Source organism: Vibrio sinaloensis (assembly GCF_000808535.1).
GTDB lineage: Bacteria > Pseudomonadota > Gammaproteobacteria > Enterobacterales > Vibrionaceae > Vibrio > Vibrio sinaloensis_D.
Genome location: NZ_JWLV01000010.1, coordinates 85,538 through 112,082, shown reverse-complemented (window position 1 = coordinate 112,082; position 26,545 = coordinate 85,538). Strand labels below are relative to the sequence as shown.

General features: G+C 45.1%; 22 protein-coding genes and 1 tRNA gene. 5 read left to right on the top strand and 18 right to left on the bottom strand.

Translation table 11 applies throughout. The features are described 5' to 3' along the window. Window positions 1-23: 23 nt before the first annotated feature. The 13 genes from RJ47_RS07895 to RJ47_RS07830 all read right to left on the bottom strand — a co-directional run bounded on the left by RJ47_RS07895 (window position 24) and on the right by RJ47_RS07830 (window position 15,354). A complete protein-coding gene (locus RJ47_RS07895; RefSeq protein ID WP_038133971.1) occupies window positions 24-1,019 on the bottom strand; it encodes a TRAP transporter substrate-binding protein in 996 nt (331 codons plus the stop codon). Window positions 1,020-1,548: 529 nt separating this feature from the next. Then, window positions 1,549-2,664: an ABC transporter ATP-binding protein gene (locus RJ47_RS07885; RefSeq protein WP_038133967.1), complete on the bottom strand. Its 1,116-nt coding sequence runs from the start codon at window positions 2,662-2,664 to the stop codon at window positions 1,549-1,551. A 5-nt stretch (window positions 2,665-2,669) separates the two neighbouring features. After that, window positions 2,670-3,527 (bottom strand): carbohydrate ABC transporter permease, encoded by an 858-nt coding sequence (locus RJ47_RS07880; protein ID WP_005473363.1) that lies wholly within the window; start codon window positions 3,525-3,527, stop codon window positions 2,670-2,672. After that, a complete protein-coding gene (locus RJ47_RS07875; RefSeq protein WP_039482989.1) occupies window positions 3,524-4,447 on the bottom strand; it encodes a carbohydrate ABC transporter permease in 924 nt (307 codons plus the stop codon). The genes RJ47_RS07880 and RJ47_RS07875 overlap by 4 nt, the downstream gene beginning before the upstream one ends. A gap of 119 nt (window positions 4,448-4,566) precedes the next feature. After that, entirely contained in the window at window positions 4,567-5,814 is a 1,248-nt protein-coding gene (locus RJ47_RS07870; RefSeq protein ID WP_005473443.1) for an ABC transporter substrate-binding protein, read from the bottom strand. A 144-nt stretch (window positions 5,815-5,958) separates the two neighbouring features. After that, entirely contained in the window at window positions 5,959-7,407 is a 1,449-nt protein-coding gene (locus RJ47_RS07865; RefSeq protein ID WP_039482986.1) for an ATP-binding protein, read from the bottom strand. A gap of 3 nt (window positions 7,408-7,410) precedes the next feature. Continuing rightward, window positions 7,411-8,133 (bottom strand): response regulator, encoded by a 723-nt coding sequence (locus RJ47_RS07860; RefSeq protein WP_005473362.1) that lies wholly within the window; start codon window positions 8,131-8,133, stop codon window positions 7,411-7,413. A 154-nt stretch (window positions 8,134-8,287) separates the two neighbouring features. Then, entirely contained in the window at window positions 8,288-9,757 is a 1,470-nt protein-coding gene (locus RJ47_RS07855; protein WP_039482983.1) for a protein adenylyltransferase SelO, read from the bottom strand. A 600-nt stretch (window positions 9,758-10,357) separates the two neighbouring features. Further along, window positions 10,358-12,901, bottom strand: a complete 2,544-nt coding sequence (locus RJ47_RS07850; protein WP_039482980.1) for a beta-prism lectin domain-containing protein — start codon at window positions 12,899-12,901, stop codon at window positions 10,358-10,360. 253 nt (window positions 12,902-13,154) lie between these two features. Further along, window positions 13,155-13,763 (bottom strand): DUF2913 family protein, encoded by a 609-nt coding sequence (locus RJ47_RS07845; RefSeq protein ID WP_039475740.1) that lies wholly within the window; start codon window positions 13,761-13,763, stop codon window positions 13,155-13,157. A 149-nt stretch (window positions 13,764-13,912) separates the two neighbouring features. Then, on the bottom strand, window positions 13,913-14,404 hold the full coding sequence (locus tag RJ47_RS07840; RefSeq protein WP_052237930.1) for an RDD family protein: 492 nt from the start codon (window positions 14,402-14,404) through the stop codon (window positions 13,913-13,915). A 130-nt stretch (window positions 14,405-14,534) separates the two neighbouring features. Beyond that, window positions 14,535-15,170 carry an HAD-IB family hydrolase gene (locus RJ47_RS07835; protein ID WP_039482977.1) on the bottom strand — a complete coding sequence of 212 codons (636 nt, stop codon included), beginning with the start codon at window positions 15,168-15,170 and terminating at the stop codon, window positions 14,535-14,537. Between the two features lie 107 nt (window positions 15,171-15,277). Beyond that, window positions 15,278-15,354, bottom strand: a tRNA-Arg gene (locus RJ47_RS07830). Between the two features lie 202 nt (window positions 15,355-15,556). Between RJ47_RS07830 and folD the strand changes: the two genes are divergently transcribed. After that, window positions 15,557-16,417: a bifunctional methylenetetrahydrofolate dehydrogenase/methenyltetrahydrofolate cyclohydrolase FolD gene (gene folD / locus RJ47_RS07825; protein WP_038191544.1), complete on the top strand. Its 861-nt coding sequence runs from the start codon at window positions 15,557-15,559 to the stop codon at window positions 16,415-16,417. 109 nt (window positions 16,418-16,526) lie between these two features. Here the strand turns inward: folD and RJ47_RS07820 are convergent, their stop codons facing one another. The 4 genes from RJ47_RS07820 to RJ47_RS07805 form a co-directional block, all read right to left on the bottom strand. Beyond that, window positions 16,527-17,726: a NupC/NupG family nucleoside CNT transporter gene (locus RJ47_RS07820; protein ID WP_039482974.1), complete on the bottom strand. Its 1,200-nt coding sequence runs from the start codon at window positions 17,724-17,726 to the stop codon at window positions 16,527-16,529. A gap of 222 nt (window positions 17,727-17,948) precedes the next feature. Next, window positions 17,949-18,896, bottom strand: a complete 948-nt coding sequence (locus RJ47_RS07815; RefSeq protein WP_038191546.1) for a LysR family transcriptional regulator — start codon at window positions 18,894-18,896, stop codon at window positions 17,949-17,951. A gap of 47 nt (window positions 18,897-18,943) precedes the next feature. Then, on the bottom strand, window positions 18,944-19,915 hold the full coding sequence (locus RJ47_RS07810; RefSeq protein WP_005473442.1) for a lytic murein transglycosylase: 972 nt from the start codon (window positions 19,913-19,915) through the stop codon (window positions 18,944-18,946). Window positions 19,916-19,952: 37 nt separating this feature from the next. Further along, window positions 19,953-20,243 carry a YcgL domain-containing protein gene (locus RJ47_RS07805; RefSeq protein ID WP_005473359.1) on the bottom strand — a complete coding sequence of 97 codons (291 nt, stop codon included), beginning with the start codon at window positions 20,241-20,243 and terminating at the stop codon, window positions 19,953-19,955. A 162-nt stretch (window positions 20,244-20,405) separates the two neighbouring features. Between RJ47_RS07805 and minC the strand changes: the two genes are divergently transcribed. From minC to minE, 3 genes are read left to right on the top strand one after another with little or no spacing between them, the layout of a single operon-like run. Then, window positions 20,406-21,068, top strand: a complete 663-nt coding sequence (gene minC, locus RJ47_RS07800; RefSeq protein WP_038191548.1) for a septum site-determining protein MinC — start codon at window positions 20,406-20,408, stop codon at window positions 21,066-21,068. Window positions 21,069-21,087: 19 nt separating this feature from the next. Next, complete coding sequence (gene minD / locus RJ47_RS07795; protein WP_005473329.1) at window positions 21,088-21,900, top strand: septum site-determining protein MinD; 813 nt, start codon at window positions 21,088-21,090, stop codon at window positions 21,898-21,900. A gap of 6 nt (window positions 21,901-21,906) precedes the next feature. Next, window positions 21,907-22,170 (top strand): cell division topological specificity factor MinE, encoded by a 264-nt coding sequence (gene minE, locus RJ47_RS07790; RefSeq protein ID WP_039482971.1) that lies wholly within the window; start codon window positions 21,907-21,909, stop codon window positions 22,168-22,170. Window positions 22,171-22,513: 343 nt separating this feature from the next. Here minE and adhE read toward each other — a convergent pair whose 3' ends face one another. Beyond that, entirely contained in the window at window positions 22,514-25,213 is a 2,700-nt protein-coding gene (adhE, locus tag RJ47_RS07785) for a bifunctional acetaldehyde-CoA/alcohol dehydrogenase (protein ID WP_038133939.1), read from the bottom strand. Between the two features lie 630 nt (window positions 25,214-25,843). On the opposite strand from adhE, the gene RJ47_RS07780 reads away from it, so the two are divergent. Further along, on the top strand, window positions 25,844-26,482 hold the full coding sequence (locus tag RJ47_RS07780) for a YchE family NAAT transporter (protein ID WP_005473357.1): 639 nt from the start codon (window positions 25,844-25,846) through the stop codon (window positions 26,480-26,482). Window positions 26,483-26,545: the final 63 nt, after the last annotated feature.

Genomic DNA, 26,545 nt, shown 5'->3' with positions numbered 1-26,545 from the left:
TATTTTCAGGTTGACTTAAACCACTACTGGTTTGAAGCTAACGCCGCTTCAATCAAGTCCGAACCGATGTCTTTTTCAAATTTCTTCCAGACCGGTTGCAGCGCTGCTACCCATTTCTGGCGCTGCTCTGGCGTTAACGTGCGAACCTCACCACCCGCTTCAATGATGTTGTTTTTATTCGCAAGGTTAACTTTGGTTGATTCCGCGTTACGCGTTGCCGTCACTTCTTGGATGATAGTGTTTAGCTGATCGCGTTGGTCTGCTGGAAGGCCTTTCCAGAAGTCGTTTGATGTCACAACAAGGTAGTCCAAAATACCGTGGTTGGTTTCGGTAATGCCATCTTGAACCTCGAAGAATTTCTTACCGTAGATGTTTGACCAAGTGTTCTCTTGACCGTCGATAACTTTAGTTTGCAGACCGCCGTAGACTTCCTTAAAGGACATTTTTTGCGGGTTTGCGCCAAGTTGTTCAAACTGCGCAACCAAAACATCTGATGCCTGGACGCGGAACTTAAGTCCTTTCGCGTCTTCAGGTGAGAGCAGCGGTTGGTTAGCCGACATCTGTTTCATACCATTGTGCCAAAACGCCAAACCTTGCAAGCCGCGACGTTTCATCGAGTTCTTTAGTTTTTCACCCGCTTCTGAGTTTTGGAAACGATCAACTGCGTCAACGTCTTCAAATAGGAAAGGAAGGTCAAAGATACGGTATTTTTTCGTGAACTTTTCAAACTTTGATAAAGAAGGGGCAGCAAGTTGCACGTCGCCGTTCAATAACGCTTCAAGCACTTTGTCATCATCATAGAGTGTGGAGTTAGGGAAAACCTGCATACACACTTTTCCATTCATCTCTTCGTTAACACGTTGCTCAAGTAATGAAGCCGCAATCCCTTTCGGGTGCTTATCTGTATTCGTTACGTGACTAAATTTAATCACTGTTTCACCTGGGTCACAGTTTGCAGCAGCGTTAAAACTGGTGACAGCAAGAATCGAAACAGATAGTAGGGTCAATGGCTTAAACATTATTATTCTCCTTGTAAAATGGACAACCCCATCACTGGGTGTTGTACCTATACAAGGGCAACTATCAAGCCAACTTTAACATTTGTGCAACTTACCATTACTTAACAAAGGGTTAACAGTAAACGCCTTGGAGATTATGTTTCTCTGCAAACCTCAATACGGTTTTTTTGGGTGGAAATCCACTCATTGAAATGAGTCAAATGGGTAGCAATCCACTCGTGTTTTTAGAAACGCAACTACGGGTGGGAAAGTCTGGGTTGAGTGACTGTAAGATAGGAAAACAAGGAAATGTGAGGAGAGGGAGTATGCAAAGGAGACTAAAGCATGCAGTCCCTCCCCTCCATCAAAGTCAGCTACGCGTGCTTACTGCGCTAACTCCTAACTTCACTTTAAGCATAGTCGCTATTAGGGCTTTTATTAACATCTTTATCAAAAAAGAGTTGAGATTGAGTGCACTCCCAAATCAGGTAGCAAGCCAAACCTGATCAATCCCCCGTGACTTTACTCAGGAGTGCACTCAAATTGACGGTCAATTGAAATCGATACGTTGCTCAGTCTGAGCGTCAAAGAACACCGCTTTAGACAGGTCAAAATGAAGCGGCGCAACTTGCCCGACTTTCACTTCAAACTCAGGAGAAAGGCGACACGCGACTTCTTGATCATTAACTTTAATCATCGCTATTGTGTCTGGTCCTGTCGGCTCCAACACTTCAAGCTGGAGGTTGAGCATGGTAGAAGCCGATGAATCTGGGTTTTCAGACTCCGTAATATGCTCTGGACGCAGGCCAATCACAATTTCCTTGCCATCTTGCTCACGCATTGAAGGTGGCAGTTTGATGTGATGCTCTTGATCGTTACTCCCTTTGACCTTAATCACTGGCTGATCGTTGTCATCAAGGTCAACCATGGTCCTAATGAAGTTCATTGATGGAGAGCCCATAAAGCCTGCAACAAACATATTGTTCGGCTTGGTGTAGATCTCATGCGGTGTGCCAAGCTGTTGCAGCTCGCCATCTTTCATCACAGCAATGCGATCGGCGAGTGTCATGGCTTCGATTTGATCGTGTGTTACGTAGACAATAGTAGTGTTAAGCTGTTGATGAAGCCGCTTGATCTGATGGCGCATCTCGACGCGAAGCTTTGCATCTAGGTTAGATAAAGGTTCATCGAACAAGTAGAGCTTAGGACGGCGCGCTAATGCTCGGCCCATCGCCACACGCTGCCTTTGACCTCCAGACAGTTGCGAAGGCTTACGATCAAGTAAGTGATCAATTTGCAGCATGGTTGCCACGCGCTGCACTTCTTCTTCAATTTCGTTGTCTGGCATCTTGCGAATCTTTAGGCCAAACGCGATATTTCCGCGCACCGTCATGTTCGGGTACAGCGCGTAAGACTGGAATACCATCGCAATATCACGGTCTTTAGGTTCAACTTGAGACACATCGCGGCCATCAATCACGATTTCGCCACCGCTGATCCCCTCCAACCCTGCAATAGTGTTCATCAAGGTCGATTTTCCACACCCAGATGGGCCGACCAGAATTAAAAACTCGCCAGAGTCGATGCTGATATCAATGCCTTTCAGTGTTTCTTGTTCCGCCTTTGGGTACGTTTTGCGGATCTGTTTAAGTTCTAGTGTCGCCATGGTAATTATCCTTTTACTGATCCTGCCGTTAGGCCGCGAACAAAGTATTTTCCTGCCAATACATAGACAAGGAGTGTTGGCAGAGCGGCGATAATGGCCGCTGCCATATCTACGTTATATTCTTTAACCCCGGTACTGGTGTTAACAAGGTTGTTAAGCGCAACCGTTATGGGCTGTGTCTCCGAGCCTGAATAAACAACACCAAATAGGAAGTCATTCCAAATTGCCGTAAATTGCCAAATGACCGTCACCATGATGATAGGTGTCGATAGCGGCAATAGGATTTTGAAGAAGATGGTAAAGAAGCCCGCACCATCAAGTTTGGCGGCCTTAATCAGCTCATCCGGAATGCCAATGTAAAAATTTCGGAAGAATAAGGTGGTAAAAGCCATACCGTAAATGACGTGAACAATCACTAAACCTGTTGTGGTATTGGCCAAACCTAATTTACCAAGCACCGCCGCCATAGGGAGCAAAATAACCTGAAACGGAATAAAGCAACCAAAGAGCAGCAAACTGAAAAACAGGTTAGAGCCACGAAACTGCCACTTGGTCACAACGTAACCATTAAACGCCCCAAGTAACGTAGAGATAGCGACCGCTGGGATCACCATTTGAAATGAGTTCCAAAAGTACCCTTTCACACCTTCACATTTCACCCCAGTACAGGCGCTGTCCCATGCTTTATACCAAGCATCAAACACCCACTCTTTCGGCAGTGACATTAAGTTGCCGGCCTTGATATCAGGTAGCGTCTTGAACGAGGTAATCACCATCACAAACAGCGGCATCAAATAGACAACACAGAAAAAGATGAGGCATGCGTAAATAAATAGGCGGGCAAAATTCATGTTGTTGGTCATGATTTTTTCTCCCTAAGTTCCGAGTACAGGTACGGCACGAGAATCGCTAAAATACCCGCTAACATCATCATGGCACTTGCAGCACCTAAACCAATTTGGCCACGAGTGAATGAGTGTGCGTACATAAACAAAGCCGGTAAATCCGACGAATAACCTGGACCACCTGCCGTCATTGCAGTCACCAAGTCGAAGCTCTTAATCGCAATGTGGGAGGTAATGATAACGGCACTGAAAAACACGGGGCGCAAGCACGGTAAAATGATCTTCCAGTAAATAGTTGGCAGGCTTGCACCATCAATTTGTGCTGCTTTAATGATTGAAGAATCGATGCCGCGCAGCCCGGCGAGAAACATCGCCATAACAAAGCCTGAAGATTGCCAAACCGCGGCAATAACGAGTGTGTAAACCGACATTTCGGAATCCACTAGCCAATCAAATTTAAAGTCCGTGAATCCCCAATCTTGCATCAACTTCTCGATGCCCAGCCCCGGGTTTAAAATCCACTTCCATGCGGTACCCGTCACAATGAACGAGAGTGCCATTGGGTAAAGGTAAATGGTTCTGATTGCGCCCTCTTGGCGGATATTTTGGTCAAGCAATATTGCTAGACCCACTCCAAGACCAATCGCAATCAGCATGAATAACAGGCCAAAGATACCTAAATTGGTAATTGAAGTGAGCCAACGATCATTATCCATCAACTTTTCATACTGGAGAAAGCCAGCAAAATTGAAGCTTGGTAGAAAGCGAGAGTTGGTCATTGAAAGTGCAGCCGTCCAAAAAATATAACCGTAGATACACACCACGGTGACTAGCATGGTCGGCGCAAGAACGATTTTCGGTAGCCAGCGCTGTAATCTGTCAGCAAAGCTCGGCTTTGGCGCAGACTTATTGGCATACCGAGATACAACATGCTCCATAACGAATCCTTACGTCATCTTATCTAACCTAAATCCGGGTTAGAGATTAAGGAAAGGGCGAATAGGCTCCCCACAAGCCTACTCGCCCTTTGGGGGTGATGAGTGTTCTAACGACTAAGTTAGATTGCTGCTTTAACCGCTTTTGCTAGCTTCTGAGCAGCCTCTTTAGGGTCGGCAGAATCATCGTTGAAGAAGTTGGTCACGACATCATAAATTGCGCCTTGGGCGTAACTTGTCGTCGATAGGCCGTGCGCCATACTCGGCACTAGGTCGCCAGATTTCGCGCTTGCCTTAAACGTTGCCATCGAGTCCAGCGCACATTGGTCGAACTTACTCATATCCATATCAAGACGTACCGGAATCGAACCTTTGTTTAGGTTAAACACCTCTTGGAACTCTTTGGTTAAAATCGTTTTCGCCAGATCTTGCTGAGCTTGTTGATTCGCTGCATTGCTCAGTTCAAAGAATGCGAAGCTGTCGATGTTAAACGTGAACTGACCGTCCGTACCCGGTGCAGGAGCACAGATGTAATCTTTGCCCGGTACTTTGCCCGCTGCAGAGAACTCACCTTTCGCCCAGTCACCCATAATTTGCATCGCCGCTTCTCCGTTGATAACCATAGAGGTTGCAACGTTCCAGTCACGGCCCGGAGAGTTCGCATCAATGTAATCGCGGACTTTCTTAAACTTGGTAAACACCTCAACCATCTTATCGCCTGACAAGGTATCCATATCTAGGTCAACAAAGGCTTTGTTGTAATCTTCGCTGCCAAGAACATCCAGAGCAACGGCCTCAAAGACGGTTGCATCCTGCCAAGGTTGGCCACCATGCGCGAGTGGTACAAAACCAGCCGCTTTGATCTTTTCTGCCGCGGCGAAGAACTCGTCTAACGTGGTTGGTAGCTCTACACCTGACTTTTTCAACACTTCCGGGTTTGCCCACAACCAGTTTACGCGGTGAACGTTAACAGGAACCGCCACGTACTCGCCATCGAACTTCATGACTTTAGTGACCACTGATGGAAGGATTGAATCCCACTGTTCTGCTTTCGCTGTTTTGTCCAAAGACGTTAAGAAACCTAATCCACCCCACTCCTGAATATCGTGGCCTTTGATTTGCGCCGCTGAAGGAGGGTTTCCAGAGACTGCGCGCGTTTTCAGTACCGTCATCGCGGACTCACCGCCGCCACCTGCAACCGCAAAGTCTTTCCATGTGTGGTTTTGCTTTTCGAGCATCTCTTTCAGTACAGCAGCAGATTTCGCTTCACCGCCCGCAGTCCACCAGTGAAGCACTTCCACTTCTCCCGCATGAGAAAGAGCAGAGGCAGACAAGAGCGATAAAGTAAGTAGGGTTTTATTCATTTTCATTGTTATCTTCCATGTATTGGATTAGACATCAGGGCCGACCACATTCCTGACCCGTTCACTTCGTGCTTGAACACTATGGAGTCTATCCAAATAGAATTTTTTGATTGAAACAAAGCGTAAAGCTAATGTAACAAGAAAGTTACATTAGACTTCTAAGCTAGGTGGGATAAAGAGTTGCGCGCGAAGACCGCCGTTAGGAAGATTGCTAATAATGAGATCTCCACCATGTCCATGGAGAATGTTGCGGCAGATTCCAAGCCCTAAACCATGTCCTTGGTCATCGTCAGCCAACCTAAAATAGGGCTCAAACACCTGCTCTTGTTTCTCTTCGGGAATGCCAGGTCCGGTATCATCCACCGTGATGGTAATCCACTCATCTGAAACACCGATGGATACCTCGGCGCTGAATCCATACTTGACTGCGTTATCGAGAATATTGGTGATGACCCGTTTCATCGCCAATGGTTTAGCAACGATCGGATCCATCGGAACCGGCACGAACGCCACGACTTGCGCTCTGTGGTTCATGGGTTCAATCACAGACAAGATCATCTCATTGAGGTCAATAAAGGCGTTATTCTCGTGTAAGTCAGTGTCTCTGACACATTGCAGCGCCCCCTTGACCATCATTTCCAACTCATCGAGATCTTTATTAAATTTGCTGCGCTTAGTGTCATTTTCCAGCAGTTCAGCTCGTAATCGAAGACGAGTTATCGGGGTTTTTAGATCATGAGAGATGGATGAAAACAGATGTTCTCGATCCGAGACATAACGCCGTATACGTTGCTGCATTCGATTGAAAGCCCGAGTCGCTGTGACTAGTTCACTTGCCCCTTCTTCCGCAAGCGGTGGCTGATCAATATCCATACTCATTTCATTCGCCGCTTTGGCTAATCGCTTCAACGGTTTGACTTGGCGACGCATCAGTAAATAGGTCAAGCCCAACAGTAGAGTCGTTGAGAGAACTAAAAAGACAATTTGCTCGCGAGCGATAACCGTATCATCCAAAGTCACATACGGTGCGGGCAATAACGCCGCAATATAAACCCACTCATGGCTGCTCAGTTCAATTTGGACCACCAATATCGGAGGGTCTATCGGAGACAAGGTTAACGTATGATGCGCCCAAGATTTCGGAAGATCGTGCAGGTAAATGTCATTTTTGAGGAGCCGCAGATTATCAGGACGCGAGAAATCGACGGAAATTGAGTCCACCTTGGTGAGTTTTTGATTCAACACAGAAGACACGGCTTGGATCGAAGCCTGTTTTAAGCGAGTCTCTTCTATCGGTTCAACAATCAGCTTTTCTTTATTAAACGAGACGAAAAAACGCGTACCGCCCATATTGCGAATTTGGTCCAAAACGATGTGTCGGTAGCGCACGGGCAGAGATTGAAAGAAGGTCACCGTGGAGGCAAACATATTGGCCATGCTTTGCGAAGCATCTTGAATGCCCGCCAGTTCCTTCTGCTTTGACTCGCTGTACCAAATGGCGGTCGCGATTCCCTGCGCCAACACCACCGCCAAAAGCGCAAGACCCAAGGTTCGAGTCACCAGTGAGTTTGGCTTGATGAGACGCAGTAAACTCAGCATTCGTTAATGCTCGATAGTGACAGGCACAGCCAGAATATATCCATTACCCCGCATGGTTTTGATGTACTGGGGGTATTTACCACTGTCGCCTAGACGGTTTCTCAAACGACTTAATTGAACGTCAATTCCGCGCTCGAACGGCAACGCTTCTCTACCGCGAGTGGCAAATGAAATCGTATCTCTGTCTAAGACCTCATTCGGACGAGTTAAAAACAGCATCAAAAGCGCGAAGTCACTGCCAGATAAATCATGCTCTTGGCCATTTTCAAGGTGGATAATCTTATGTGCGAGGGTATCAAGGCGCCAATCGCCAAAGGTGATATGTTTAGGGAGCGCATCCGCTGGTTTGTCGTCACTCAATTGCACCCGACGCAACACGGCTTTGATGCGCGCAACAAGCTGCCTCGGGTTAAAAGGCTTGGCGATGTAATCATCAGCGCCAATTTCTAAGCCGATGATTTGATCCGTTTCATCCGATACCGCAGTGAGCATGATGATCGGAACGCTAGACTCTCGACGAATATACTGGCATAAGGTAAAGCCATCATCGCCTGGTAGCATTACATCTAACAAAACCAGTTCTGGATAACCAGTTTGCTCTAGGTGTAGCTTAAGCTGCTCCCCATCTGCGACCGTGTCTACAAGGTAGCCCGACTTAGTTAGATATTCGTCTAACAGTTCTCGAATCTCTTGATCGTCATCTACAACAAGTATTTTAGCGCTCATAAACCCTAATTCATTACCAATGATGCTTGGCTATTAGTGTAGTGAGATGGTACTCAGAAGCTGATTGATTATTTTGCATAATTTGAACAAAGTGCAGACGAGGTTCACAAGTTTGTCATGCAAATAAAAACAGATCTATCAGTCATTCATCTTGTTAAGACGAACAACTGATTTCCATCTTCTTGCCCCATTCCGGAGGCAGATTCGCATAGGCGTCTTTATCGGGTTGCTCATCAAATGGATGTTTTAGCAGTTCAGCAAGCGCTTCTACTTCACTGAAATCACCCTGCTCGGCTTTATCAATAGCGATTTGAGCCAAGTAATTTCTAAGAATGTACTTCGGATTTACCTGACGCATTTTTTCACAACGTGTTGTTGATGGGATGGCTTGCCCCGCCTCGTCCACCTCACATTCACAACGAGCAAGGTAGAGTTCAAGCCAAGCATTCGCGGCCTCTCGATCAATAAACAGATCTGAGACGTTGTGAACAGGTTGAGTATCAAGGTTGGAGAGTTCACGCATAAACCGTGTGTAATCGACTCGGTTTTGGTGAAGTAGCTCAAACATCGCGTTGAACAGCTGGCTATCCTGTTCCAGTTTGCAGTTTAGGCCGAGCTTTGCTCGCATCAGTCGGCTAAATTTTTTGCCCAGAGTTACTTCATATTGGCTCAAAGCCTGTTCAAGTTCGCTCTTATCAATAATGGGCGACAACGCATGCGCTAAAGCCGATAAGTTCCAAAGACCTATTCTGGGCTGTTGGTCAAAAGCGTATCGACCTTGATAATCGGAGTGGTTACAGATGTAGCCCGGCTCGTAATCATCCAAGAACCCAAACGGACCATAATCAAACGTCTGACCCAAGATCGACATGTTATCGGTATTCATCACGCCATGAGCAAAACCATATGCCTGCCAATAGGCGATCATGTCTGCGGTTTTCTCGACTATGGTTGCAAACATCGCGGAATAAGGCTGATCGCATTTTAGACATTCTGGCCAATACCACTCGATCACTTTATCAGCCAGCAGTTTCAGCTCACTTAATTGATTGGTGTAGAAAAGGTGCTCAAAGTGACCAAATCGGATGTGGCTTTCAGCAACACGCAGCAACAAAGCGCCACTTTCCACTCGCTCTCGATAAACTGGGGTATCACTGGTCAACATCCCTAAAGCGCGAGTGGTGGGAATACCCAACCCTGCCATCGCTTCGCTACAAAGATATTCACGAATCGTCGAACGTAGTACCGCTCTACCATCTCCCATACGGGAATAAGGAGTGAGTCCCGCACCTTTTAGGTGAATATCGAACATTTGCCCAGTGGGCGACGTCACTTCCCCAAGCAATAAACCGCGACCATCACCCAAATCAGGGTTATAGCTACCAAATTGATGCCCAGCATATTTCATCGCGAGTACTGGAGTTGTCTGATAGTCCCCTTCTCCCGAAAGAAAATATTTCAGATCACCAGTTGGCTGATTTTCAGGTAACCCAAGTTGCTCGGCCAATACGCTATTCCATGCTATCCAATGGCTGTTTTCCAGTGGTTGAGGATCCACCAAGGAGTAAAAGGCATTTGGTAAGTCAGCATATCGATTGGATAAATTGGGGATCAGCAGAGGCATTTGGTATACAACTCTTTAACAATAGGCAGATACAGCAAAAATATCACAACCTTATCGACAAGAGCCAGTGAACCGCCCTAATAAGTGAAGAATAAGTAAGTAACCACAAACTTACTAAGGCTTAGTTCAGTTAGGGTTTAGATAAAAGCAAAGACGAAGAAAATAGCAAAAAGAGAAAACAAACAAGTTCGGCTGATCACGCCAAGATGAGTGGGTTGAATCATTTCTTGATGCTGCATAGGCACTCCTTATTTTGTTACATAGTCATTACAATATGATGAGTTATTGAATAAACCTCAATATTGTATTCAATGAACTTTTTATGACATTGCATCAAAAGCTTTGAATCCTATCGCTGACTAAAAACGAACCCGATTGAATAGCAAGCACGCTAAGTCCACAACAGAACAACCCAAAGCGAGTGAAGATGTTGATGAAGATGTCTTAGAAATAACTGTTTTGAGGGAGGGGGAAACTTGCAGCGCACATGGATAGTATTGTCACAAACTATAAAACTGAAGTGGCTCAAGCTCACGATCAATTGTAGGAGCTTAAGTTAGCGTAGAAAAATGCCAGCGATAAAGCTGGCATTTGTTTCGATTAATCTAAAATAAACTGTACTGCGTCAACATACTGTCCGGAACTCCAAACATTGATCTCTTCAAGCTCTTCACCCGAAGGAATTTCAACAATATCTGTTTTCTGAGAATGGGCATAATGCTTTGATCCATAAAACAGGACAGTTCCATCATGATAGGTAAACGTCAGTGCAACGATATGATTTCCACCCCAGTAAAACGTGCCTGAAGTTACTTCAATTTTCGCTACCTTTTCTAAGTCAACAGGGATACCAAGAACCCCACCTGGTCCGCCAACCATTTCGTCATCATCTTCGCCTAAAGCATCGATCATCCAGCCAGATCGTACGTAAAGCTCATCATCCAAATCTACGTTGGTAGGCTTACCTGTTGGGAACCCGATGATGTCAGTACCTGTGCCCTTCTTCGTCGGTAATGTACTCGAGCGGTACGTATTGTGTGTCAACCAACTAGGCTCATACTTGCTAGGAATAGCGCCTTCTTGCGTGATGTTCGATTGATGGAAAGAATGTTGGTTCCAAATTCGAGTAGCGTTTTTCCAAGGCTTATTGGCATCCGCAGAGTTGTATACATATACACCGTGATTGAGCGAGTAACCAGAATTGTAGTCGTTCGCCACAACGATAAGCTCTGCATTATTATCACCAGATAGATCCGCTACAATAGGCGATTCCCACAATGTTCCTGTAGAGTTAGCGATTTCGCTTAATACAAGACCGCTTCGCCCATCTAAAACTCTCACACGTGTTTGGTCTTGAGCAATAACTTCATCTATGCCATCACCATCAAAATCATAGGCCGATACACCAATTTTGCCACTACTAGAGTCATTGTTAGGCACAGACCAAACTAATTGCCCAGTGCGGTCATACATATCTACGGCATTGTAACCAGCGTATACAATACCCGTACTGCTATGAGTTTGTTGTGCCGTTACCTCAAACTGTATGGCCTCTACTAGCCAACCATCTGACCAAACGTTAACCGCACTAATCATTTTGTCACTCGGGACCTGAAAATAATCAGTTCTTTTCCATACAGACGATTTTTTGGATCCCAACATTTTGGTTGATCCGTCACGCATATAGAACTTCATTGCCAGCAGATGTTTGCCTCCCCACTTATATTTCCCTGAAGTAATCGCTATTTTCTTAACATTGGAAAGGTCAATCGGACTATTTTTACTGCCACCAGCCCCACCAAATAAATTTGTCGATGTTGTACCAACTGAATCAATAGCCAGACCCGAATTTACGTACAGCAAACTGTCATCTCCCAAAGCCAAGCGTCTATTATCACCGTACTCAAAGCCAAAAAGGTCTGATTCTTCCACGACGGGTTCAACAGGGTGTCCTAAGAAATTAGAAACAGCTTGTACACCACCACCCGGGTTACTAATATTATTTACGCTCCATTTAATTGTTCCATCGTGTTCCAAAACAGTAATAAAACTATTTTCGTCACTAGACTTTATTGTGGGTGTGGAAACAATCAGCTCTGGGGAATTGTCACTATCAAGATTTGCAACAGACGAAAACCAAACCAAACTATCAGATTGATAACTCCAAATTGCACTACCACTACCATCAAATAACGTTTGTTCCGCAAAAACTTCTTGAAAACCATCGCCGTCATAATCGAAAGATATAGGAGAAGGTGTCCATGCATAGCTATACATAGAAAAACCAGCATCGTAATTATACACACCATCCGGGGCTATAATTTCAAGAGTTCCATCATTGTCAATGTCTCCAATACTGACTTGACCAAGAGCCCCCCATTTCTTTTCATTTTTGTCGATTATTTTTTTTACATTCCCCTTGTTATCGAGAATGTTATAAAATGGCTCTTCACGATTATTGGTAATTATTTCTACAACTCCATCACCGTCCAGGTCTCCAGCCGCTACTGAATACCTCGCGTCGGCAATAACGCCGCCGTTGCTGTAATCCCAAATTTCACTACCGTCGACACCACTCAATGCACGGACTAGTCCACCGTAAGTATATTGATTATCCTTAAAAGTAATAACAATAATATCCGCGGTATCTTTGCTATCAATTTTTCCATCATTGTTATCGTCATTCAGTTGTACGACAACCGGAGAAACCATCACTTGATCATACTCAGGCATGAAGCTGCTTCCTTGCCAGGACCAAGCCAATACTGGTTCGACTTCAGGAGAGCGAGAAACAACTCGCATTGAACGAGGTGCAGAGAAGTCTAGTACTTTACCATTATATGCTTTTACAGCTTCTAGTTCTGAATTGGGAGTATAACCAGTAAAAACCGCCAAACGGTTATAGGATAAATTGTCCCAATCACTAAGCATCACCCCTGCGCCGGCACCAGCATAAACATCAACTTCATGTTCATAAATAAAAGAGGGGAGAGAATAACCTGAGCGCTCCCCTACGTTTAAACAGTATTTATCTCCAGTTTCTTTGCTAACGATACAACCTACACCTTCTTCAGCAGAAGCAAAAACCGTCATTGAGTTCAACGATATTAACACTGCTGTCAGGGAAATATATTTGTGTTCCATTACGGACTTCCTTTTTTATTTTAGGAAGCGAGAATATCGTTGGATATAAGAAAGACTTCAATAATAGATGGGGGGAATCTCTGTTCAATAATGAGACATCTCATTATTGATACACTTATAATCAGTAAGTAACTCGTAAGGGAGAATGATAATATAAACCATTTTTTATTAAAAACCCGCTAACTCGTTTTTAATAAGCGTTATTGGGAGAAATAACCCAGAGATAAATAAACTTTAGTTGCACTATGTTTAATTAGCGAAGCACTAAAGTTATCCTCACAAACTCCCCATCTTCAAATTCAACTTTATGTTCAAAAATTGAAGATGAGTAAATCGTTCTTAAGAAAGCATGCTTCTCGCCGTTAGTGCCACGGAACAACATCGAAATGTCGGCGATAAAGCGATTACGTTCGCTAAAGTGCGCATTCAGATCTTGAGACAATACACACAGCAAACACCCTTTGGGATTAAACTGAAGGTCGACGGATTCCGGACTTGATACCAGTACCGTCGTATTTAGCTCTTTCTCTAGTGTATTGATGAGCAGTAGAAAACTGTCAAGATGAGGTAACTCATCCCCACCCTCAGGCGGCAACAAATTTTCCAACATCGCTTCCATGTCGAGACGTTGTGAGCGTGCGTGAGTAACAAGCGAACGGATCTTCTTCTTAAACGGCTTATATTTCTTACTGTTAGATGCCTTGTTGAGCCAGCCTGAAATGACATCATTCACATCGCTGCGTGAGCGCTTGAGTGAGACCTTACCTGCGTTACTCGTGTATAGGTGAAGCAGTGCATGCAACGCCAGCTCTGACAACAAAGGCTCAAACTCAGGTTTAATTTTAGTGTGAATACTGCGCATGATGTCTAAACTGAAGAACTAAAATCGAAGCTGAACAAACACTGTTCATTCATGGAAGGGAGGTCATGCTACCGAAAAGCGTTGCGTATGTACAGAAACAAAAAAGCAACGCTAATCTGCGTTGCTTTAGTATAGCGGCTGCCTTTGAGTTAACAATCATTCAAACGAGTAACTTGCGTCGAGGCAATGATATCGTGCAAACAACGTCTAGAACTGCCAAAGATGAGCAAAACTCCAACAAGGCTTATCACACCACCGATAAGCGGTACATAACCAATCAAAAAATAGTAGGCGTACCGTTTGAACAGTAACTCGTTAAGCTTGGGTAGATCCCCCTGTTGATTGCGAATTCCGATCTTCATCCATTTTTTACCAATTGTCTGGCCTTTATCTCGCAGTAAATTACGGTTGATAATCGCAAATAAAATGAAGTTGAGAATACCTAGTAAAAATAGGTACCCCCAACTTGGCTCTGTCGGGGGGGATTGAGTAAAACTCTCAAAGCCTCCCGTAAAGTACATCAAGGGAAGTATGAAAATAGATAAGACGATAGAATCTATCAACGCAGCGATTAAACGTGAACCTCGGCTGGCAAGTTGCAGTTGCAGTTGAAGTTCAGAACTATCTTGGACTTGTTCCATAAAACGTTACACCTTATTTCCGTGACATCTTTAGGCATATTGACTGCTATTTAACTTATCAGCAGAACTAATATGTAACGTTTCGATATAGATTTTATTTTAGTGAAAACTCGCTGCAAGCGTTTCTTTTTTAAGATGCTTTAATAGAGTCAGGCGTTACTTCACCGAACGGTTTCCAGTTAAGGTAGCTTTCATCAGCAATACGCAACATGGGGATATCTTCTTGGGTATCGCCATATGCAAAAACCTTAGTGTAAACAGAAACATCCACGCGACTTGCTAGCAACCAAACTTTGTTCTCGCGGCTGCAGTCACCACCTTGGTAGCGACCAGTGAATCGACCATTGCGTCTAGTGAGCTCACTACACACCAACTTGATACCTTGCTTTTCAGTCCAGATGCTCAAATACGGGTTCACACCTGCCGACACAACAAAAACATCATCGCCACGTTCTAAATGCCAATCGATACGCGTTTGAGCGATTTCTCTGATCACGCTTGGTAAATATTGTTGGGTAAACCGTTTTGCAAGGCACTCTACCTCGTCAACATCACGTCGCCAAAAAGCGAGAAATGAGAGTACAGGTCGCAAACGACTGGCGGGCAACACTCCACATCGATATAAAGCAATCGCAGGCCATATGAAAGACAATCCAATAACAAGCCTTAACTTAGGTGTGGCAAAAAATAGAAATTTTGAATAGGTATCTTCGCTGGTGATGGTGCCATCAAAATCAAAGAGGGCTAAATTTCGCATCGTGCTCATACATTTCTTCTTTACGATAAAAGCATCCCTAGCCAAAGCATAAAACATTGCTTCCAAAACGCGAAAGCCCCGACAACTCATTGAGCTATCGGGGCTTTTCGAATAAATGGCACGCCCTATAGGATTCGAACCTATGACCACATCCTTAGAAGGGACGTGCTCTATCCAGCTGAGCTAAGGGCGCGCTACAGGGGAGGATTATACGAGTTCAAACGCTTAAATCAACGGGTTTTCATAACATTCTGATCTGAATGCCTAAAAAAAGGTCATCAAATCAATAAGCGCTCAAAAACACCACAAAGCAAACGTTTGCGTATGGATGTTAAATTGAATTTCTGCGACAATGCTGCGCAAATAATTTGCCTTATCAATTTAAAAGGAAAGTCATGACTGCTCAAAATATAGATGGAACTCTCATTTCTCAAACTGTTCGATCCGAAGTTGCAGCACGTGTAAAAGCTCGTATCGAGAACGGTTTGCGCGCCCCAGGCCTTGCTGTGGTACTCGTGGGTGAAGATCCCGCTTCTCAAGTCTATGTCGGTAGCAAACGTCGTGCTTGTGAAGAAGTTGGCTTCGTTTCCAAGTCTTTTGACCTTCCTGCAACCACATCGGAAGAAGAGTTGCTCGCGCTAATTGATGAACTGAACCAAGATTCTGAGATTGACGGTATTTTGGTTCAACTGCCACTTCCGGCAGGCATCGATACAACACATGTTCTTGAGCGCATTGCGCCTGAAAAAGACGTGGACGGTTTTCACCCTTATAACGTAGGGCGATTGGCACAACGCATTCCAAAACTTCGTTCGTGCACACCAAAAGGCATCATTACACTACTTGACCGTTACAACATCGAACTGCGCGGCAAGCACGCCGTTGTGGTCGGCGCTTCAAACATCGTGGGCCGTCCTATGACACTTGAACTCCTGTTAGCTGGCTGCACCACCACGACTTGTCACCGTTTTACTAAAGACTTAGAAGGCCATGTTCGCCAAGCAGACGTTGTCGTGGTTGCTGTTGGTAAACCGAACTTTATCCCCGGTGATTGGATTAAAAAAGGCGCGGTCGTGGTCGATGTGGGTATCAACCGTTTGGAGTCAGGAAAGTTGGTAGGCGATGTGGAGTATGACAAAGCCCGTGAAAACGCGAGTTTCATTACCCCTGTTCCTGGTGGCGTTGGCCCGATGACAGTAGCAAGCCTTATCGAAAATACCATGATTGCCTGTGAGCAGTTCCACACTAAGAAGTAACGACTCTTGAGAAACCAAAAAAGGGGTTGATGTGGTAGCACATCAACCCCTTTTTAATGTTTACTTAATTCGTGGTGCTTAGAGCATTGGTAACTACTGTTCGCGATGCTTATAGGCTCAAGATAACGCCCGCAATCGACGCACTCATTAAGTTCGCCATCACACCTGCGGCAATTGCACGAAAGCCGAATTTAGAAATAAATGGGCGTTTTTCAGGAACAACACTACCTAAACCGCCAATCAACATTGCCATCGTTGAAATATTGGCAAATCCACATAAAGCAAAAGTGACAATTGCTTGTGAATGCTCACTCAGTTGGGCCTTAACGTCCATTAACTGAATAAATGCGACAAACTCGTTAACCACGATTTTGTTACCAATCAAAGAGCCTGCGGTAATCGCTTCATTCCAAGGAACGCCAAGCAGCCACGCGACAGGAGCAAACAGATACCCCAAGATTAGCTCAAAGCTGAGCTCCATTCCCATCAGGCTACCAACCCAACCTAGCATACCGTTTAGCATAGCAATCACACTGACAAACGCCAGCAAGGTTGCACCAACCGCAACGGCGATACGTAAACCCGCCATCGCGCCGTCTGCCATCGCCTCAACCACATTGGTCGCGCGTGGCATTTCGACATTGTTCATGTCTATTTCTGCGTCTGCGGTTTGTGTCTCTGGCACCATAATTTTCGCCATCAAAAGACCCGCAGGTGCTGACATAAATGCCGCTGCAATCAGGAAGTTAAGATCAACACCGAGTGATGCGTAGCCCACCAACGTGCCACCAGCAACAGAAGCGAGACCACCAACCATCACAGCAAAAAACTGAGAGTCCGTCATGTGCTTTAAGTACGGCTTAACAACAAGAGGCGCTTCAATCATGCCAACAAAAATATTCGCCGTTGCTGAAAGTGATTCTGCACGACCGATTCCTAGTAACTTTTGGAGCCCGCCACCGATCAAGTTGATCACTTTTGGCATCACTCCAATGTGGTATAAACCGGAAATCAGCGCGGAAAAGAAAATGATGATGCCCAATACATTGATCGCGAAGGTGAAGCCACCCGTTGCAAGGCCGCCAAATAAGAACGCTATACCTTCTTGGCCATAATTGATTAAGTTAGACACCGCGCCCGTCACGCTATTAAGTGCATCTTTTCCCGCAGGGACATACAAGACGAGCAATGCGAAAGAAACTTGAAGCGCAAACGCCAGCGATACCGTTTTAAGGTTGATACTTTTTCTGTTTGTAGAAAGTAGCCATGCTAAAAACAAGATGGCTACGATACCAAGAATAGAATTCATAAAAGATCCGACAAAATTGGGGGGAACAAGATTGGCGTCGGATAATATTCACTTAAAAATGAGATGCAAATCACAGTTGTTAATGGAGTGTACTTTCCATTGCGCAATTAATCACCATGGATATAACATGCTGTTTTTAATCAGTTTAAACGTTTGCTCTTGTTTATTATTTCCACTTAGAAAAGATGTTTCTAAAAACAGAAACAATATCGTGAGTCGCTTTCACGACTTGAACCCCTGCAAATACGGCGCTAATCGCTTATCCCAATGGCAGGGAGCACCGATTTTTTGTTTGATAAACTCGATCACCGCGGCGGTTTTGGTCGGCAAATATCGTCTACTTGGGTAGACGGCATAAAAAGGCATATCTTGGCTCGCCTGCCAATCGGGAAGAAGCTGTATCAGTTGCCCATTTTTGAACTCATCTCGTATTAGGTAAGTCGCTAAGTAAGCAATTCCCCACCCCGCGACGGCCGCATCTCGAACCGCTTCAGCAAGGTCCACCGAGTAGTTGCCTGACACTTTTACATTCAGTTGCTCTTCCGGTTTCGAAAACGCCCAGCTTGTGTAGTCTCGCTCCCAACTGCGATAAATCAGACAATTGTGCTGCGCAAGCTCATTTGGGTGATGAGGCGTACTGTGCTTAACCAAGTAATCTGGTGATGCAGCTACGACGAATCGACTATCAGCTAACCTTTGCGCCACATAACCTTCGGGTAAGGTTTCGTTATTGGTTATCCACAAATCCAGCCCTTCTTGGAGCATATCAACGCGATAGTCGAACAAATGCATCTCGACTTGCAGGTTCGGGTAACGAACTCTGAGCTCGTCGATTGCGGGGAGAATATGTAGTGTGCCAAATGACTGCGACAAGCCAATTTTAATCAGCCCTGCCACTTCATCGCGTTGGCTTTCCACTTCTCGTTGCGCTTCTTCAATCGTTCGCACAACTTTTTGACAATGGTGGTAAAAGTTTTCGCCTGCTTCCGTTGGAGTAAATGTTCGCGTAGTGCGTTGAACCAATTTAACACCGAGCGACTCTTCAAGCTGTGCCAGTTGCTTACTCACATGAGAAACAGAAACACCCAGACTGCGTGCCGCAGCGGTAAAATTTTTATGAGTGAGCAAGGCGGCAAACACCACCATCTGCATCGCGCGTTCTGATAACACAAAAACTCCAAAACAAAAAAGGAGCTCCTACGAGCCCCTTTACACAATTAAAGTACAATTCTATCGGCCAAATGGCTAACCGCTAGGGCGAAGTAGTAAGAGCGGTTCCACTTCATCAGCACATTGTAGTTATTATAAACAAGGTAGACTCGGCCGTTTGCGTCATCCGGGGCGATCAACCAAGCCTTAATATCGTCATCCAGTTTTGGTAGTGGACGACCATCGTAACGAGTCACGCCTAGCTTGCTCCACTCCTGAAGATATTTCCCTTTCTCTTCACTGCGACCTTGGATACTGGTATCAAAACCTTGGGGTAATTTGACCTGACGTCCCCAAGTATATTTATCGCCCCAGCCAGATTCGCTCAGATAATTCGCGGCAGATGCAAACACATCCGCTTCGGTCTGCCAAATGTCTTTCTTACCATCACCGTTACCATCAGCGGCGAACGCTAAGAAGGAGCTTGGCATAAACTGACACTGCCCCATCGCCCCAGCCCATGATCCTTTAAAATCTTCAACTGGGATATGGCCTTCTTCAAGGATCTGCAATGCCGCCATTGCTTCTTTACGGAAGAACGCTTCACGGCGACCGTCATAAGCCATGGTGGATAACGCATCTATTACACTGTAATTGCCAGTGAAGCGGCCAAAATTGCTCTCTACGCCCCACAATGCGACGATAAATCGTGGCTGAACGCCATATTCATCACCAATACGGGAAAGAGTCTCGTAATGCTTTTCGTAGAGCTCTTTGGCTTGCTTAACTTTCCAATCTGGCACTGCCCGCGGAATGTACTCATCCAGCGTGAGCTTTTTCTCTGGCTGGTTGCGATCCGCTTTTACGGCGCGAGGCTTATAAGTTACATCTGAAAAAGCTGCAGAGATCACCTGTTCAGAAATGCCGTGTTCTCTGGCTTCTTGTTTTAATCCATCAACGTATTGCTCAAAACTCTGCTCGTTTGCCCAAACAGAGCTGGCAATAGTGGCACCTAATACGACTGACAATAATTTCTTCACATTGCCCTCCTTGAGCAAGGTTTTGGCGTCCGTTTCGTTATTTTTCTTCGGACTGTTGACGCGCTTTTTTCTGCTCTTTGTATTCATCAAGCAAATTTTTGGGCGGTGGCGGAAGCTGGAGGAAAAAACCTTCTTCTTCAAGTGACTGTTTCACTTTATCGATATCGACTGATGCCAGTTGGCGCCCGTCAAGTTTGATCACCATAACCATAATAGGTTTGCCAAACATCTGCATCAATGTGTCAGGAACTTGTGAAAAATCGTCCTTTTTAGGGATGTAGAGGTAAGCGCCTTCTTTTTTAGAACTTTTGTAAATTGCACAAAGCATGGGGAGCCTTTTGTCCGTTTCTATTCAATGAACGTCAGTGTTTCGCTATTTTTGAGAGCAAAACACTCAATTGAGCGCAAGATAACTTGCTGAGCTTATTGTGGGAATATAACATGACAACCCTAGTCTCAGGCAACGCCCTTACGAGGTTGTAAGTAAAAGATGTCACATTCACCAGACCTAAAAGGCAGTAGCTTCACATTGTCCGTTTTACACCTTAGTGACAACGATGTGGAAAAAACGGTTAAATTCCTCAATGAGAAAGTCGAGCAGGCACCGACTTTTTTTGCCAATGCCCCTGTGGTAATCAACATTGCTAAGGTGGAAGACGATATTGACTTTCATGCACTGAAGCACGGAATTTCCGCGGCTGGTATGATTCCGGTTGGTGTTGCTGGCTGTAAAGACAAACGAACGCAAAATCTCGCCAGTGAGGCGTCTTTTGCCATTATGTCTGCGAGTAAGTCGCCGAGCCAAGCGCCCGCTAAAATGGCGCCGACCAAAATTGTCCGCTCGCCGGTGCGCTCTGGTCAACAAATTTACGCAAAAGATAGTGATCTCGTGGTGCTTAACCATGTCAGCGAAGGTGCTGAGGTCATTGCAGATGGTTCCATTCACATTCACGGGACACTCCGTGGGCGCGCAATCGCAGGAGCGAATGGCAACAAAGAAGCGGTCATCATCTGCAATAAGCTCAACGCTGAACTTATGTCTATCGCAGGTCATTATTGGTTGACAGAACAATTTGCTGATGAATATTGGCAACAAAAAATCATGTTTAGTTTGGATGATGACTCGCTTCGATTCGAGTTGTTAACGATTTAAGATTTATAAGGAACAGATAATGGCACGCATTATTGTTGTAACGTCAGGTAAAGGTGGTGTAGGTAAGACCACATCAAGCGCTGCTATCGCTTCTGGCTTAGCGATGAAAGGAAAGAAAACCGCTGTAATCGATTTTGATATCGGTCTGCGCAACCTCGATTTAATCATGGGTTGCGAGCGTCGCGTCGTCTACGACTTTGTTAACGTCATCAACGGTGAAGCAACACTCAATCAAGCGATGATCAAAGATAAACGTTCTGAGAACCTATTTATTCTCCCAGCCTCGCAAACACGTGACAAAGACGCTCTAACTAAAGAGGGCGTGCGCCGCGTGCTTGATGAGCTTGACGAAATGGGCTTTGATTTTGTGATCTGTGATTCTCCTGCAGGTATCGAGCAAGGCGCGTTAATGGCGCTATACTTTGCTGATGAGGCGATCGTAACGACAAACCCTGAAGTCTCTTCTGTACGAGACTCTGACCGCATTCTAGGTATTTTGGATTCAAAGTCTCGCCGAGCTGAAGAAGGCCTTGAGCCGGTGAAACAACACTTATTGCTGACACGCTACAACCCTGCTCGCGTGACACAAGGCGAGATGCTCAGTGTTGAAGATGTTGAAGAGATTCTGCACATTGGTTTGCTAGGAGTTATCCCAGAGAGCCAAGCGGTTTTAAATGCGTCGAACAAAGGTGTACCTGTCATTTTTGATGAGCAATCTGATGCTGGCATGGCTTACGACGACACAGTCGAGCGCCTGCTTGGCCAGCAAGTGGATTTCCGCTTCCTGACCGAACAGAAGAAAGGAATCTTTAAACGACTATTTGGAGGCTAAATCGGCATGTCATTACTTGAATTTTTCCGCCCGCAGAAAAAAAACTCTGCGAACTTAGCCAAAGAACGTCTGCAAATTATTGTTGCAGAGCGTCGTAGTCAAGGTGACCCAGCGCCATCTTACCTACCACAACTAAAAGAAGACATTCTGAAAGTGATCGGCAAGTACGTTGCCGTAGACCCTTCCATGGTCGACCTTTCTTTTGAGCATAAAGATGACGACATTTCAGTCCTTGAGCTGAATGTTAAGCTTCCTGAAGACGATAAATAACCCTTCTTTACAAGCATATAACCACAAAAACCGACGAGAAAACGTCGGTTTTTTTCTGCCTGTTCCTTCCCCTTCCCTAAGGTACCCATACTGACCCAACCCTGCACTCGCTAGTTTTGCACGCGCAAGCGACTTAAAGACAGTTCCCTAGCCACAGACCATGGTTCCATCACCATCCACTTCCTATTGCCGTTAGCTATTCTAAGTTCTTAGCCACTTTATCGACAACAACACCAAAATCACATGGCGTAAAAAAAGCCCCAGTCATTCGACTGGGGCTTTATCTTTTCCCGATAGATAAGTGTCGTGCTAGCGAAAACTTATCTCATAACTAACGTCTTACTTATGCGTCAGCTTTTGCTTTCTTAGCTTTAGGCGCTTTCGCTGCTTCTTGGTCTGCTTTCTTCTTGATTACCGTAGTACCTTCGAAAGTTTCACCTTCAACGAATGCTTTACCGTAGTAAGAAGCTAGTAGAACTTCTTTCAGCTCAGTGATTAGAGGGTAACGTGGGTTAGCACCTGTACACTGGTCATCGAACGCTTCAACAGCTAGTTCGTCTAGTTTCGCTACGAAGTCAGCTTCAGACACGCCAGCCGCTTGGATAGACATTGGGATGTCTAGGTTAGCTTTTAGCTCGTCTAGCCATGCTAGTAGACGTTCAATCTTCTGAGCAGTACGGTCACCTTCTTGGCTTAGGCCTAGGTGGTCAGCAACTTCAGCGTAACGACGACGTGCTTGTGGACGGTCGTATTGAGAGAATGCAGTCTGCTTAGTTGGGTTGTCGTTCGCGTTGTAACGTACAACGTTAGAGATTAGTAGTGCGTTCGCCAGACCGTGTGGTAGGTGGAACTCAGCACCAATCTTGTGCGCCATAGAGTGACAAACACCTAGGAATGCGTTCGCAAACGCGATACCAGCGATAGTTGCCGCGTTGTGTACTTTCTCACGAGCGATTGGGTCACCAGCACCGTTCGCGTAGCTTGAAGGTAGGTACTCTTTTAGCATCTTAAGTGCTTGTAGAGCTTGACCATCAGAGTATTCGTTAGCAAGTACAGATACGTAAGCTTCTAGAGCGTGAGTTACTGCATCGTAACCACCGAATGCTGTTAGAGACTTAGGCATGTTCATTACTAGGTTAGCATCAACGATAGCCATGTTTGGCGTGATTTCGTAGTCAGCTAGTGGGTACTTAGCACCTGTCTCGTCGTCAGTAACAACCGCGAATGGTGTAACTTCTGAACCCGTACCTGAAGTTGTAGTGATACATACAAGCTCAGCTTTCTTACCCATTTTAGGGAACTTGTAGATACGTTTACGGATGTCCATAAAGCGCATTGCTAGTTCTTCAAATGCTGTTTCTGGGTGCTCGTACATTACCCACATGATTTTCGCTGCATCCATCGGAGAACCACCACCTAGAGCGATGATTACGTCTGGTTGGAAGCTTTGCATTGCTTCTGCACCTTTCTTAACAACAGATAGCGTTGGATCCGCTTCTACGTCGAAGAAAGTTTGAACTTCGATACCTTGAGCTTTAAGAAGCTGTACTACATCGTCAGCGTAACCGTTGTTGAATAGGAAACGGTCAGTTACTAGGAACGCGCGTTTCTTACCTTCTAGGTCGCTCATTGCGATTGGAAGGCTACCACGACGGAAGTAGATAGACTTAGGTAGTTTGTGCCACAACATGTTTTCAGCTCGCTTCGCTACAGTTTTCTTGTTGATTAGGTGCTTAGGACCTACGTTCTCAGAGATAGAGTTACCACCCCATGAACCACAACCTAGAGTTAGAGAAGGTGCAACGTTGAAGTTGTACAGGTCACCGATACCACCGTGAGTCGTCGGGATGTTGATTAGGATACGAGCAGTCTTCATCTTGTCACCGAAGTAACGGATGCGGTCTGCGTTAACGTCTTGGTTAGTGTATAGACCAGACGTGTGACCGATACCACCGATCTCAACCATAGTTACTGCTTGAGCAACTGCGTCTTCGAAGTTGTCAGCGCGGAATAGACCTAGAGTTGGAGATAGTTTCTCGTGAGCGAATGCGTCGTCGTAAGACACTTTACCAAGACCTTCACCTACAAGTACTTTTGTATCAGCAGGAACTTTAACGCCCGCTAGTTCAGCGATTGCTGGCGCTGGTTGACCAACGATTTTCGCGTTTAGCGCACCGTCGATTAGAAGCACTTTACGTACTTTGTCTGCGTCTGCTTTAGAAAGAACAACGGCTTTGTGAGAAGCGAAACGCTCTTTTACTTCGTCGTATACTTCGTCAACTACGATTGCAGCCTGCTCAGAAGCACATACTACGCCGTTATCGAAAGTCTTAGACATTAGGATAGAAGCAACAGCACGTTTAACGTCAGCTGTTTCGTCGATAACAACAGGAACGTTACCTGCACCTACACCGATTGCTGGCTTACCAGAAGAGTAAGCGGCTTTAACCATGCCTGGACCACCAGTTGCAAGGATAAGAGCGATGTCGTCGTGCTTCATTAGAGCGTTAGAAAGCTCTACAGATGGCTGGTCAATCCAACCGATGATGTCTTTTGGAGCACCTGCTGCTACTGCTGCGTCTAGAACAAGTTTCGCTGCATCGTTAGTTGAGTTTTTCGCACGTGGGTGTGGCGAGAAGATGATACCGTTACGAGTCTTCAGAGAGATTAGAGATTTGAAGATTGCAGTAGAAGTTGGGTTAGTTGTTGGTACGATACCACAGATGATACCTACAGGTTCTGCGATAGTCATTGTACCTAGGTTGTCATCCTCTTCTAGGATGCCACAAGTCTGTTCGTCTTTGTATTTGTTGTAGATAAACTCAGAAGCGAAGTGGTTCTTGATTACTTTATCTTCAACAATACCCATACCAGATTCTTCAACCGCTTGTTGAGCTAGCGGGATACGAGCTTGGTTAGCTGCAAGAGACGCAGCGCGGAAGATCTTGTCTACTTGCTCTTGAGAGTAAGTAGCGAACTCTTCTTGCGCTTTCTTAACGCGAGCAATCATTGCATCTAGTTCAGCCAGATTAGTTACAGGCATAGGGATTCTCCTAAAATTAACAAATATTAAAAACTTTTTAGTAAGAGTACTGTTCAACTGATTTTGTTATCTAAACAAGCAGGCTTCTTAGTAAATTGCTTTCAGGGCTGAGTATATTATTTCAGGTTATGAAAAAAATTGACCCAGATCAGTTCTGAAAAACTATTTACCTACTTAGTGGTATCCAAATCCCAAAAAAACACGTAAACACATGAAATATAAAGATTTAGATCACAAAAGATAATTGTTCAAAATATCAGCATTCAGTTGCATCAAATGGAAAAACAACAATATCTTGTAAAAAAGTTTCATTTTTTGGCCACAAACTTTCATGTGGTCCACAAACCTTGTGCTACTGAGAGTATATCCAAAGCTGCATTTCTCTCTACATACCGACTTATTTTTTATCGAAAATGTGCAGATGTTAACGTTTGTGTCAAACAACATGATGTCGACACAGATTCTACGTAACAAAGTATGTCATTAGTATTTACGATTTATTCAATAATTAGATTTTCTCAGTAATGGAATGATTTACAGGTTAGTTTTTTTCATTCGTTGACGAACAGATTTTAGACTATATTCCGCGTGTACTAATCTTGTTGTTAACTTTGCTGTGGACATCCTTTAATGCAAACCTTCGAAATCGCTATTTTTCTGCAGTTTTTTCTCGGCTTAGTCGCTGCCGTGAACCCCGTCGGTATCATGCCGGTGTTCGTGTCACTGACTGGCCATATGACTCAAGAAGAAAAGCATAAAACGGCAGTGACGGCCAATGTCGCGGTCGCCATCATACTTGTTGTTTCCTTACTTGCCGGCCAAATGCTTTTGGATATGTTCAGTATCTCGCTCGATTCATTCCGCGTTGCGGGCGGTTTGCTACTTTTGAGTATTGCGTTCTCAATGATGAGCGGTAAGTTGGGTGAGGATAAGCAAAACAAACAAGAGAAATCAGAGTACGTTAGTCGAGAGCAGATTGGCGTAGTGCCCCTCGCGATGCCGTTGATGGCAGGTCCAGGTGCGATTAGCTCAACCATTGTTTATGGTTCTCGCTACCCGAGCATGTTTGATACCGCTGGCATCATCGTTACTATCGTTTTATTTGCGCTCTCGACTTGGTTGCTGTTTCGTTCCGCTCCCTTGATCGTTCGATTCCTTGGCCAAACTGGGATCAACGTGATCACTCGTATCATGGGTTTGATTCTGGGCGCACTGGGCATTGAGTTCATCGCAAATGGTCTGCGCAACCTATTCCCTGGGTTGGCGTAAGCGCTAAAATTAGCCTGACTTAAATAAACTCGGTATGATGGAGAGATGGAATTTTTGGTCGCT